This window comes from Idiomarina loihiensis L2TR, assembly GCF_000008465.1.
GTDB lineage: Bacteria > Pseudomonadota > Gammaproteobacteria > Enterobacterales > Alteromonadaceae > Idiomarina > Idiomarina loihiensis.
Genome location: NC_006512.1, coordinates 1 through 12,367 on the forward strand (window position 1 = coordinate 1; position 12,367 = coordinate 12,367).

Sequence of the window (12,367 nt, forward strand, 5' to 3'; positions counted from 1 at the left end):
AATAAGTTGAAACCAAACGTGAACGGAATTTTTTAGAGCGCGGATCTTACCGATCTTTTCTCGTTGAGTCAATGACCAGAGGCTTTTTTAGGCAATAAATCCTAAAATAATATCATCCACAATCTGTTGAGATTATAACATTAATAATGTGGATAAAATAACAGTTATTCACTATTTGCTTTGTTTTCATGTTTTAGGGGAATATAGACTTTTAAGCAATTTATGCGCCAGTTTTGGTTTCAATGGCTATTTTTTAACTCCTTTATTGACGCTGTTTTCAGGCAGTTTATGCTAGCGAATATTAGCTGAGTGAAGTACAATCTTTGGTTATGTTTATAAAGAAACGATCCAGGAGAAGAGTGTGAATAATTCGCTTTGGCAACAATGTGCAGAGCGACTGCAATCGGAGTTACCGTTACAGCAGTTCAACACGTGGATCAGACCCCTACAAGCCAAACTCAATGGCGAAACATTAACCTTGTTTGCTCCGAATATTTATTCGGTAGACTGGGTGCGTGACAAGTACCTGAAAACCATTAATACCTATTTAGAAGCTTTGTGTGACGACAAAGTACCTAATGTAGTTTTAAAAGTTGGGGAAGCGTCACCAACACAGCGTGACAGCGGTTCACCGCAACGCGCTGCTGCAACCCGCAGAAAAACACCTAACTTCTCATCCGGTAATACCGATGTGGAAGTGCCTTTTGAAAGCAATATTCATCCGGAATACACCTTCGATAACTTTGTTGAGGGTAAATCAAACCAGCTGGCGCGTGCGGCTGCTATTCAGGTAGCAGAGAATCCTGGCGGCGTTTATAACCCCCTATTTGTTTATGGTGGTACCGGCTTGGGTAAGACTCACCTTTTGCATGCGGTCGGTAATGGCATTATGGCGCACAAAAAGGACGCCAAGGTGTTTTACATTCGGGCCGAACGCTTTGTGCAGGACATGGTGAACTCTATTCGTAACAGTTCAACCAATGAGTTTAAGCGTTACTATCGTTCGGTAGATGCGTTATTGATTGATGACATTCACTTCTTTGCGAATAAAAAAGGCTCGCAGGAAGAGTTTTTCCATACCTTTAATGCGTTGTTGGAAGGTAATCAGCAAATCATTATGACCAGCGATCTTTATCCGAAAGAAATAGACGGAGTTGAAGATCGACTGAAATCTCGTTTTGGCTGGGGCCTTACCATTGCCATTGAACCCCCGGAATTAGAAACCCGGGTGGCTATTTTAATGCGTAAAGCTGACGAACGTGGCTTACATATGCCACACGAAGTTGCTTTTTTCATAGCTAAACGTTTGCGTTCAAACGTTCGGGAGCTGGAAGGTGCATTGAACCGGGTTGTGGCTAATGTGCAACTCACAGGACGGCCTATAACTATAGATTTTGTCCGCGAAGCTTTGCGTGACCTAATTGCCGCTCAGGAAAAATTGGTTACTATTGATAATATTCAGAAGACGGTGGCGGAATACTATAATATTAAGTTAGCCGATATTTTATCAAAACGCCGTAGCCGCTCTGTAGCGCGTCCGCGGCAGTTAGCAATGGCCTTAGCTAAGGAACTGACTAATCATAGCTTACCGGAAATAGGCGACGCGTTCGGCGGTCGGGATCACACAACGGTTTTGCATGCTTGTCGGAAGATACAAGAATTAAAAGATGCGCAGCACGACATTAAAGAAGATTATCGAAATCTAATTCGTACATTGTCGTCATAAAAGTATGTCGTTATAAACAGGGGACTCAGTCATGAAATTTTCAATTAACCGCGATGCTTTTTTAAAGCCGCTGCAGGTTGTAAGTGGCGCTGTTGAACGGCGGCATACCTTACCAATTTTGTCGAATTTGTTGCTTCAGGTCGATAATGGTCAGCTTAAATTAACCGGAACAGACCTTGAGGTTGAACTGGTTTCGGCTGTACCGCTCGAGTCAGCGGATATGGATGCGGCTGTTACTGTACCGGCCAAGAAGTTGCTGGATATTGTGCGCAGCTTACCTGAGGGCTCTACCATCGAGTTTACCTCTCAGGAAGACAGTGCCACGGTTAAGTCTGGTCGCAGTAAATTTAAATTGAGTACCCTGTCTTCAGATGACTTTCCAAATATCGACGACTGGAAAAGTGACATCCATCTGGTAACAGAGCAGGCAGTATTAAAAGATTTAATGTTGAAAACGCATTTCTCCATGGCGAATCAGGACGTGCGCTATTATCTAAACGGCATGTTGTTCGAAACCGATAACGGTATGTTGCGTTCCGTAGCGACCGATGGCCACCGTTTAGCCATGAGCACTTGTGCTATTGACCAGCCAGGTTTGGCTCAACGCCAGGTGATTGTTCCGCGCAAAGGTGTTGTCGAATTACTTCGCTTGTTAGGTGACGACGATCAGGAAGTGTCAGTGTCGATAGGAAATAACCATATTCGTGTCGAAACGCCAGAGCTTGTTTTTACGAGTAAGCTGGTAGATGGTCGTTTCCCTGATTACCGTCGTGTCTTACCGAGCGGTGGAGACAAAGTTATTGTTGCCCATCGCGATGCGTTGCGGCAGTCCTTTGGGCGAGCATCAATTCTTTCTAATGAAAAGTTTCGCGGTGTGCGTTTAAACTTGAGTAGTGGTGAACTTTGCATTACGGCAACGAACCCCGAGCAGGAACAAGCGGAAGAAGTCATAGAAGTGGATTATCAAGGTGATGATCTGGAAATTGGTTTCAACGTTAGCTATTTGCTCGATGTCTTGAATAACATTGATGACGAACAGGTTTCTTTTACACTGTCTGATTCAAACAGTAGTGCATTAATTGAACCTCAGCACGACGAGTCTTGCTGTTACGTTATTATGCCGATGCGTTTGTAACCTGCCTCATAAATGTTCATTGAGACGTTGAATTTAAGCCACTTCCGAAATTTTTCAGAGGTGGCTCTATCTCCCAGCCCCAAAATTAATATCATAACCGGCGATAATGGCTCCGGAAAAACCAGTTTGCTTGAAGCTATCTATTTACTCGGTTTTGGACGTTCTTTTCGGCCGGGAGGGTTTCGTCAGTTGATTAAAGAAGGGAACTCTGGTTTCACCGTATTTTGCCGTTCCCAAGATTACGCTATAGGTGTAAGACGTAGTACCGATGGTGAACAGTCGCTTAGGTTGAATGGCGCCAACGTTCAACGCATGTCAGATGTCGCCCGCTTGGTACCGGTACAACTCTTAACGCCAGAGTCCGTCGATATTCTGCTGGAAGGTCCAGGACAGAGAAGACAGTTTATAGATTGGGGAGTGTTCCACGTGGAACACTCCTTTTATTCTGACTGGGTTGCATATACTCAACTCCTGAAGCAAAGAAACAGCTTACTCAAGCAACGCTCGCTTCCTGTAAGAGAAGATAGGTATTGGAAAGAGCAGTTAGCTTATTATGGTGAGCGCATTAGTAAAAGTCGCGAAAAATACCTAGAAGAACTGAATGATTATATACAAGAACTAGCGAAATCTTTTCTCTCCGATGTTACAATGGAGGTTCGATTAAAATCGGGCTGGGATACTAGCCAAAGCTTATTTGACGCCTTAGAAAGCCATACAGAGAAAGATAAGAAATACGGCTTTACCTCAGTTGGGGCACATAAGGCAGATATAAAAGTGATAGCGGATGGGGTGGAAGTAAAACATCGCCTGTCTCGCGGGCAATTAAAGACCGCGATTACCGCTTTAAAGTTAGCGCAAGGGAAGCATTACCAAAAAATAAAAAGGCAACCCTGCATTTATTTAGTCGATGATTTAACGTCAGAGCTTGATTCAAAAAATCAGGCGTTACTCTGTCGTGAGTTAGAAAATCTAGACGCACAAGTGTTTATCACCGCAATTACTGGAAAGCAGTTGTCGGATAAATTTCAAAAATCACCCCGAATGTTCCACGTGGAACATGGGGTAATAAACGAATGATATCGAGATAATACTATGGAAGAAAATAATTACGGTTCATCGAGTATCAAAGTTCTGAAAGGGTTGGATGCGGTTCGCAAACGCCCGGGTATGTACATTGGTGACACGGATGATGGAACTGGTTTGCACCACATGGTTTTTGAAGTTGTCGATAACTCTATTGACGAGGCCTTAGCGGGTCACTGTTCAGAAATTATGGTTACCATTCACTCTGACGGTTCAGTTAGCGTGAAGGATGATGGTCGCGGAATTCCAGTTGATATACATGAAGAAGAAGGTGTTTCAGCTGCACAGGTTATTATGACCGTATTGCACGCCGGCGGTAAATTCGACGACAACTCTTATAAAGTATCCGGTGGTTTGCATGGAGTTGGTATCTCTGTTGTAAACGCTCTATCTGAAAAGCTGCAATTGACCATTCGCCGACAAGGCCAGGTTTACGAGCAGACTTATCATATGGGAGAGCCTGACAGCGATGTAAAACCTGTTGGTGATACCGATACTACAGGTACAGAACTGCGGTTCTGGCCTAGCCACGAGACTTTTACTGATACTGAATTTCACTACGATATCTTGGCAAAACGTCTTAGGGAACTCTCGTTCCTGAACTCTGGTGTTGGTATACGGTTGCGCGATGAGCGTGACGACCGCGAAGATTTATTTAAATATGAGGGTGGTATTGCCGCCTTTGTTAATTACTTGAATAAGAATAAAACACCAATTCACGAGAAAGCTTTTTACTTCACAACACAAAGAGAAGACGGTATTGGTGTTGAAGTGAGCATGCAATGGAATGACTCTTTCCAGGAGAATATTTATTGTTTCACCAATAATATTCCTCAACGTGATGGTGGTACACACTTAGCCGGCTTCCGTGCTGCGTTGACGCGCACATTGAACTCCCACATGGAAAAAGAGGGGTATAATAAAAAGTCTAAAACCTCTGCAACAGGTGATGATGCGCGAGAAGGTCTAACCGCCATTATTTCTGTTAAAGTCCCTGATCCTAAGTTTTCGTCTCAAACAAAAGATAAACTGGTTTCTTCTGAAGTGAAGTCTGCTGTTGAACAGGCAATGAACGAGCAGTTAGCGGACTATCTATTAGAAAACCCGGGCGAGGCGAAACTTATCATCAATAAAATTATTGATGCCGCAAGAGCCCGTGAAGCTGCTCGTAAAGCACGAGAAATGACCCGTCGTAAAGGGGCTTTAGATATCGCGGGTTTACCCGGTAAATTGGCAGATTGTCAGGAAAAAGATCCGGCACTGTCTGAACTCTATATTGTGGAGGGTGACTCTGCAGGCGGTTCCGCTAAACAGGGTCGTAACCGTAAAAACCAGGCTATTCTGCCCCTTAAGGGTAAAATTCTTAACGTAGAAAAAGCGCGTTTTGACAAAATGTTGTCTTCCGTCGAGGTTGGTACATTAATTACTGCTATGGGTTGTGGTATTGGCCGTGATGAGTACAACCCGGATAAAACACGTTATCACCGTATTATTATTATGACGGATGCGGACGTTGACGGATCGCACATTCGTACTCTGCTGTTAACGTTCTTCTATCGTCAAATGCCTGAAATTATTGAGCGCGGATATATCTATATTGCTCAGCCTCCGTTGTACAAAGTGAAGAAGGGCAAGCAGGAAGTTTACATTAAAGACGACCCGGCATTGATCCGCTATCTAACCAGCCTGGCTTTGGATAATGCATCGCTGCACGTTAATGAAACTGCGCCAGGTATTTCTGGTGAGAAGCTCGAAAATTTAGTTAACGGCTATCAGATGGCTCAGGAAAATATTAAGCGTTTAAGTCGTCGTATGCCTGAGCGTTTCTTACAGCGTCTGTTCTATGCTCCTCGTTTAACGGATGAGCGTTTGAAAGATAAAGATTACATGGAGAAGTGGGTTAAAACATTGAACGATGACTTAACCGCTCGTGAAATTAACTCGGCAACTTATACCGTTTCTTTGCATGAAGATACTGAACGCAAGATGTGGTTACCGTCGACGACGATTCGTCAACACGGTGTCGACACGGATTACCCGCTGAACTATGAATTCTTAATGTCTAAAGACTACGAACAAATAGTGACGCTTGGCGAAGAGATTGACTCTTTGGTTGAGCCGGATGGCTATGTGCTTCGCGGTGAGAAGAAGCAGCCAGTTACACACTTTGTTGAAGCTGTGGAATGGCTTATTGGTGAATCTAAGCGTGGTTTATACGTTCAGCGTTATAAAGGCCTGGGTGAAATGAACCCTGACCAGCTGTGGGAAACTACGATGGATCCTGATACTCGTCGTATGCTTCAGGTAACGATTGAAGACGCGATTGGCGCTGATCAGCTGTTCACCACGTTAATGGGTGACGAAGTTGAACCGCGTAGAGCCTTTATTGAATCCAATGCTCTTAAGGTTGCCAATTTGGACGTCTAGGCTTAACAGCGACATTAGCAAGCGACAGGCAACAAAAAAGCCGGCTCATGAAAATGAAGCCGGCTTTTTATTTATTAAAAATCAAAGCGTTAGTTACTGAAGCAAAGAAATATCCGCTATTTCTAAGAACAGCTGACGCAAGCGGAACAGCAAGTTGAGGCGGTTAATTCGGACTTTATCGTCGTCGGCATTGACCATGACATGCTCAAAAAACGCATCCACAGGCTCTTTAAGCTCTGATAAATGCGTGAGAGCGTCACTGTATTTACCAGCGGCAATCAGTGGCTTAACAGCGCCTTCCGTTTGTTTAACCAAACGATAAAGTGTTGTTTCAGACTCTTCCTGTAGAAGAGCTTCATCCACGTTACCGGATATCTCCTCGTCTGATTTTGCCAGAATATTACCTACGCGCTTATTGGCTGCGGCAAGGCTGGCTGCAGAATCCATAGACTTAAATGACTGAACAGCCTTTACTCTTTGGTCGAAGTCCGTTGGCTTAGAGGGGGAACGGGCAAGTACCGACTGAATAACATCGACGGTAATGCCTTGATCCTGATACCAGGGACGAAAACGACCGAGTAGAAAATCGAAAACATCAGTAGCGACAGTGTTATTCGATAGCTTGTCACCAAAGCCTTCGACGGATGCCGCTAACAGTTCATGTAAGTCTAATGAAAGCTTACGTTCTACCAGAGTACGCAGCAAACCAAGAGCGGCGCGGCGCAGAGCGAATGGGTCACGGTCACCTTTAGGTACCTGACCAATACCGAATATACCGACCAGTGTGTCGAGTTTGTCCGCTAAAGCGACGGCACAAGCCTCTTTAGTTAAAGGCAGTTCGTCACCGGAAAAACGAGGCCAGTAGTGTTGTTCTATTGCTTCAGCAACAACCGGGCTTTCGCCATCGTTCAAGGCATAGTGTTTACCCATAACGCCCTGGGTTTCAGGGAACTCAGAAACCATATCGGAAACCAGGTCAGCCTTGCACAGCAAACCTGCTCGTTCTGATGCTTTTACGTCGGCAGTTAACTGGTTTGCTATTTTCCCTGCTAACACCGATATACGACGAGCTTTGTCGCCAATACTGCCCAGTTGTTTTTGGAACAGAACAGAGTCCAGCGCAGCAACTCGTGATTCCAGAGTCACCTTTTTGTCAGACTCAAAGAAAAACTGTGCATCCGCCAGGCGAGGGCGAACGACTTTTTCGTTACCTTTAATGATCTGCTGAGGGTCACGGCTTTCAATATTGGTAATGAAAATAAACTGTGGCAGTAAGTTACCTTTGCCATCTTCTACCGGAAAGTAACGTTGGTCGTCTTTCATGGTAACGATAAGCGGCTCTTTTGGTACCGCGAGGAAACCTTGATCGAAACTGGCTGTTAAAGCTACCGGCCATTCCACCAGGGCTGCAACTTCCTCAACTAACTCGTCATCCTGAATAACCTGGCCGCCGAGTTCTGAGGCAAGACGTGATACTTCCGACTGAATGGTTTCAATACGCTCTTCGAAGTTAGCGATCACTTTCGCTTCACGTAGCTTAAATAAGTAGTTGTCGACATGATCGAGCTCAAAACCTTGGGGCGAATGGAAGCGGTGACCTTGAATAAAACGGGCACTCTTAGTTTCCAGGATTTCAGCGTCAATCAGTTCGCTGCCCAGCATGACGGTTAGCGTGTGCACAGGGCGAATAAATTGCGCGGTGCTGTCACCCCAACGCATCGGTTTCGGAATAGGCAGAGCTTTAATTGCTGCTTCCAAGATACCCTGAACTAAGACAGATAGCGCCTGACCTTTTACTGTCGCCTTATGCAGTAACCATTCGCCTTTGTCTGTTTTAAGCCGGTCAGCCTGCTCTACAGTAATGCCGTTGGAGCGAGCCCAGCCTTCGGCAGCTTTAGTTGGCTTGCCGGTATCGTCAAAGGCCACATTAATTGCTGGCCCGCGCTTCTCGACTTCTTTGTCCTGCTGTTCGGTTTCAACTTGTTTCACCAGAACGGCTAGTCGGCGAGGGGTTGCATACGCCTCGATGCTATCAAAACTGAGTTCTGCGTTTTTTAAGCCTGACTCAATACCCGACTTTAAGCTGTCACGCAGCGACTTTAAGGCTTTTGGAGGAAGCTCTTCAGTACCTAACTCAATTAATAAGTTTTCTTTTTGCACGCTCTGCTCTCCTTAGTTCGCTGCTGGTTTGTTTTTATCGTCGGCTAAAGGGAAGCCAAGAGCTTCACGCGTCTGGTAATAGACTTCGGCAACGGCTTTTGCCATGGTTCTGACGCGAAGTATGTAGCGCTGTCTTTCGGTTACAGATATCGCGTGTCTGGCATCGAGCAGGTTAAATGCGTGAGATGCCCGCATAACCTGCTCGTACGCGGGTAAAGCCAGAGACTTCTCTATTAACAGCTCACATTCTTTTTCGCAGTCGTCGAAGCGGCGGAACAACACGTCAACATCGGCATATTCAAAGTTGTACGTCGATTGCTCAACTTCGTTCTGATGGAAAACATCCCGATACAAGATTTTACCGCGCGGGCCGTCGGTCCAGACCAGGTCGTAGATGCTGTCCACGCCCTGAATGTACATAGCTAAACGCTCAAGGCCGTAGGTGATTTCTCCGGCCACGGGACGACATTCGATACCGCCTACCTGCTGGAAATAAGTAAACTGAGTGACCTCCATACCGTTAAGCCAGACTTCCCAGCCCAGACCCCAGGCACCCAGAGTAGGCGATTCCCAGTTGTCTTCTACAAAGCGTATGTCATGAGTCAGTGTGTCAAATCCCAGCATTTCTAAAGACCCCAGATAAAGCTCCTGAATGTCCTTAGGCGATGGTTTCATAATGACCTGAAACTGATAATAGTGCTGCAGGCGGTTCGGGTTCTCACCATACCGGCCATCGGTCGGGCGGCGGCAGGGTTGCACATAGGCAAAACTGGCTGGCTCCGGACCTAATGAGCGCAGAAAGGTCATTGGATGAAAGGTACCCGCACCAACCTCCATATCCAGTGGTTGAACCACGGCACAGCCTTGCTGAGCCCAGTAATCCTGAAGAGCAAGAATAAGCCCCTGAAAGGTTTTCACATCGTACGTCGACATACGCATTCTCTGCTTTGTTATTTGTGGTTGACCGAAGGTCGAAAAATATGCGTAGATTATACCCTCTGAATCGCCTTGGTTATAGGGGAAGGCATGACAAATAATCAGCCAGAACGGTGTTCCTGGTGTGAATCTGCTGACGACTACCGCGCTTATCATGACAATGTTTGGGGGCGTCCGGTAAGCGACCCGATAGAACTTTTTGCTAAATTGTGTCTGGACGGGCAGCAGGCGGGACTCAGTTGGTTAACTATTCTGCGCAAACAGAGTGGTTACGAGAAAGCCTTTTTAGGCTTTGACCCACAAGCTATTGTGGCTATGAGTGACGCTGATCGTGAATTGTTGTACAGCAACCGTGATATTATCCGTAGCAAGGCCAAAATTGATGCCATTTTTACTAACGCTGAAGCGTATATAAGGTTAGAAGAAAAGGGCGTTAAGTTTGAGCGGTGGCTGTGGGAGTTTGTAGGTGGCTCACCGATTATTAATGCGTACTCGACGCAAAGTGAGATCCCAACAGAAACAGAAGCTTCCCAAAGCATGGCAAAAGCGTTAAAAAAGGAAGGCTTTAAGTTTGTCGGACCGACCATTTGCTATGCTTTTATGGAAGCAGTTGGTATGGTGAACGACCATGTTACTAGCTGTCATTGCTATCAGCCTGTTGCTGACCAAATGAAACAGTTTACGTTGTAAAATGAGCGAAGGAAGAATGATAGAAATTACTCTTGCGGACTATAGCAACCCCAAACACCGTAATGCCGTTATTGCTATGTTAGATGCTTATGCCAAAGACCCAATGGGTGGTGGTGAGGGCATATCAGATGACGTTAAAGAAAGCCTGATAGACGAAATGGCAAAACGAGACCATGTCTTTTCTTTGCTGGCCTACGATGGTGACACTCCGATTGGCGTTGCAAACTGTGTAGAAGGCTTTTCAACCTTCGCAGCAAAACCGTTAATGAATATTCATGACATAGCCGTCATTCCAGAGTACCGGGGACAGGGCGTTGCGCGTAAACTTCTTGAAGAAGTGAAAACACTTGCAGAGTTCCGCGGTTGCGTGAAGCTGACACTGGAAGTGCTTGAGAACAATGACCGGGCGAAAAAAGCCTATGAGAACTTCGGCTTTGCACCTTATGAATTAGGTGACGTAGGTCAGGCCGAGTTTTGGGAAATGTACTTGAATAAAGACAAAGCCTGACATCTAAGCATCAGGCTATTAATGAGATTTCCTAACCCAGTAGCGGTAGGGGATTTCTTCGGTTTCAGAACCAACCAATTCATGCTCCATAAACTCGCAAAAGCCCGGAATATCCCGGGTTGTTGCGGGATCATCCGCAATAATCAGTAACACCTGACCAACATCCATTTTACGAATAGCCGCACGAACTAACATTACGGGCTCTGGGCATTTAAGGCCTAAGGTATCGAGTTCTTTGTCGCAGTTAATCTGGGTCATGACTTCTTTCAAAGATGTTAAGCGAAATTGCCGAGTAGTTTAACACTTTCGCGCTTAATAGGTGAGGGGGAGTGATGGATTGCGCCGCTGTTTGTTGGCGGGAAAGACTCAGAAACTGTCTGCAGCCATGGATGGCTGCAGTCAAGCCCCCAAGAATGGGTTCACGGCGTGTTTCTGAGTCTTTCCTGACAATAAAAAGGGGCGAGCCTTCGCTCCCCCCTTCCTCTGAGCAGTTAAAGTGTTAAACCGCCCTAATTTTTCTGTTTCTTTTAAACGCGTTCGAAGACAGTAGCAATACCCTGGCCAAGGCCAATGCACATGGTTGCTAAGCCAAGTTTCGCGTCTTTCTCTTCCATTAAGTTGATTAGCGTCGTTGAGATACGAGCGCCAGAACAGCCTAATGGGTGACCTAAAGCGATAGCACCGCCGTTCAGGTTCACTTTCTCTTCCATCTTGTCGAACAGTTTTAAACCTTTAAGTACAGGCAGTGACTGTGCGGCAAAGGCTTCGTTCAGTTCAACAACGTCGATGTCGTCAATAGACACACCAGCACGCTTCAGCGCTTTTTCTGTTGCCGGAACCGGTCCGTAACCCATAATGGATGGATCGCAGCCTGCAACGGCCATTGAACGGATTTTAACGCGTGGCGTCAGACCCAGTTCTTTGGCTTTGTCAGCAGACATAACCAACATGGCTGCGGCGCCGTCTGACAAGGCTGACGAGGTACCAGCGGTTACCGTACCGTTAGCAGGGTCAAACACTGGGCGAAGCTGTGACAAGCCTTCAGCAGTGGTTTCTGGGCGAATCACTTCGTCTTCAGTAACACGTACCAGTTCGCCGTCGGCGTTGTGGCCATTCATTGCGTAAATCTCTTTAGCAAAGCGGCCTTCAACCGTCGCCTCGTGCGCTTTTCTGTGAGAGCGTGCACCAAATTCGTCTTGTTGTTCGCGGGTAATACCGAACTTACGAGATAACAGTTCAGCGGTCATACCCATGCTGCCCGAAGCTTTTGCAACAGACTTGTTCATGCCCGGGTGAAAGTCGATTCCGTGGGTCATAGGTACGTGACCCATGTGCTCAACACCACCGGCCATAAAGATGTCGCCGTCGCCGTTCATAATAGCGCGCGTAGCGTCGTGCAATGCTTGCATTGATGAGCCGCACAGACGGTTAACGGTAACACCGGCTACTTTGTGTGGAATGCCGGCAATTAACGCTGAGTTACGCGCAATGTTGAAGCCTTGCTCTAAGGTTTGTTGTACACAACCCCAGTAAATGTCTTCCAGTTCTTCCGGGTCAACTTCCGGGTTACGCTCAAGTAAGCCCTTCATCAGCGCAGCTGAGAGGTCTTCGGCACGAGTATGGCGGAAAACACCATTTTTTGAACGCCCCATTGGCGTACGAATACAATCTACTATGACGATGTCTTTCATTTTAATAACCT

Annotated in this window: 10 protein-coding genes; 6 read left to right on the forward strand and 4 right to left on the reverse strand. The window is 46.1% G+C overall.

The genetic code is table 11. The features are described 5' to 3' along the window. The first annotated feature begins 361 nt into the window (after positions 1 to 361). The 4 genes from dnaA to gyrB are packed head-to-tail and all read left to right on the forward strand — an operon-like array spanning position 362 to position 6,371. A complete protein-coding gene (gene dnaA / locus IL_RS00020) occupies positions 362 to 1,726 on the forward strand; it encodes a chromosomal replication initiator protein DnaA (protein ID WP_011233265.1) in 1,365 nt (454 codons plus the stop codon). A gap of 31 nt (positions 1,727 to 1,757) precedes the next feature. Beyond that, positions 1,758 to 2,861 (forward strand): DNA polymerase III subunit beta, encoded by a 1,104-nt coding sequence (dnaN, locus tag IL_RS00025; RefSeq protein ID WP_011233266.1) that lies wholly within the window; start codon positions 1,758 to 1,760, stop codon positions 2,859 to 2,861. A 12-nt stretch (positions 2,862 to 2,873) separates the two neighbouring features. Next, on the forward strand, positions 2,874 to 3,938 hold the full coding sequence (recF, locus tag IL_RS00030) for a DNA replication/repair protein RecF (protein ID WP_011233267.1): 1,065 nt from the start codon (positions 2,874 to 2,876) through the stop codon (positions 3,936 to 3,938). Between the two features lie 15 nt (positions 3,939 to 3,953). Then, complete coding sequence (gene gyrB / locus IL_RS00035; RefSeq protein WP_011233268.1) at positions 3,954 to 6,371, forward strand: DNA topoisomerase (ATP-hydrolyzing) subunit B; 2,418 nt, start codon at positions 3,954 to 3,956, stop codon at positions 6,369 to 6,371. A gap of 93 nt (positions 6,372 to 6,464) precedes the next feature. Here gyrB and glyS read toward each other — a convergent pair whose 3' ends face one another. Continuing rightward, positions 6,465 to 8,531 (reverse strand): glycine--tRNA ligase subunit beta, encoded by a 2,067-nt coding sequence (gene glyS / locus IL_RS00040; RefSeq protein ID WP_011233269.1) that lies wholly within the window; start codon positions 8,529 to 8,531, stop codon positions 6,465 to 6,467. A 12-nt stretch (positions 8,532 to 8,543) separates the two neighbouring features. Next, positions 8,544 to 9,464 (reverse strand): glycine--tRNA ligase subunit alpha, encoded by a 921-nt coding sequence (gene glyQ / locus IL_RS00045; RefSeq protein WP_016341241.1) that lies wholly within the window; start codon positions 9,462 to 9,464, stop codon positions 8,544 to 8,546. A gap of 93 nt (positions 9,465 to 9,557) precedes the next feature. On the opposite strand from glyQ, the gene IL_RS00050 reads away from it, so the two are divergent. Further along, positions 9,558 to 10,157: a DNA-3-methyladenine glycosylase I gene (locus IL_RS00050; protein WP_011233271.1), complete on the forward strand. Its 600-nt coding sequence runs from the start codon at positions 9,558 to 9,560 to the stop codon at positions 10,155 to 10,157. A gap of 16 nt (positions 10,158 to 10,173) precedes the next feature. Continuing rightward, on the forward strand, positions 10,174 to 10,665 hold the full coding sequence (locus tag IL_RS00055) for a GNAT family N-acetyltransferase (RefSeq protein WP_011233272.1): 492 nt from the start codon (positions 10,174 to 10,176) through the stop codon (positions 10,663 to 10,665). Between the two features lie 18 nt (positions 10,666 to 10,683). Here the strand turns inward: IL_RS00055 and tusA are convergent, their stop codons facing one another. Both tusA and fadA read right to left on the reverse strand, forming a co-directional pair. Next, positions 10,684 to 10,923, reverse strand: a complete 240-nt coding sequence (gene tusA / locus IL_RS00060) for a sulfurtransferase TusA (protein ID WP_011233273.1) — start codon at positions 10,921 to 10,923, stop codon at positions 10,684 to 10,686. Positions 10,924 to 11,192: 269 nt separating this feature from the next. Then, complete coding sequence (gene fadA, locus IL_RS00065) at positions 11,193 to 12,356, reverse strand: acetyl-CoA C-acyltransferase FadA (protein ID WP_011233274.1); 1,164 nt, start codon at positions 12,354 to 12,356, stop codon at positions 11,193 to 11,195. Between the last annotated feature and the right edge of the window lie 11 nt (positions 12,357 to 12,367).

What these genes read in the sequence shown, in the direction of transcription:
- dnaN (WP_011233266.1), top strand. Translation starts at nt 1,758, where the DNA reads ATGAAATTTTCAATTAACCGCGATGCTTTTTTAAAGCCGCTGCAGGTT.
- recF (WP_011233267.1), top strand. Translation starts at nt 2,874, where the DNA reads ATGTTCATTGAGACGTTGAATTTAAGCCACTTCCGAAATTTTTCAGAG.
- gyrB (WP_011233268.1), top strand. Translation starts at nt 3,954, where the DNA reads ATGGAAGAAAATAATTACGGTTCATCGAGTATCAAAGTTCTGAAAGGG.
- glyQ (WP_016341241.1), bottom strand. Translation starts at nt 9,464, where the DNA reads ATGTCGACGTACGATGTGAAAACCTTTCAGGGGCTTATTCTTGCTCTT.
- IL_RS00050 (WP_011233271.1), top strand. Translation starts at nt 9,558, where the DNA reads ATGACAAATAATCAGCCAGAACGGTGTTCCTGGTGTGAATCTGCTGAC.
- IL_RS00055 (WP_011233272.1), top strand. Translation starts at nt 10,174, where the DNA reads ATGATAGAAATTACTCTTGCGGACTATAGCAACCCCAAACACCGTAAT.
- tusA (WP_011233273.1), bottom strand. Translation starts at nt 10,923, where the DNA reads ATGACCCAGATTAACTGCGACAAAGAACTCGATACCTTAGGCCTTAAA.
- fadA (WP_011233274.1), bottom strand. Translation starts at nt 12,356, where the DNA reads ATGAAAGACATCGTCATAGTAGATTGTATTCGTACGCCAATGGGGCGT.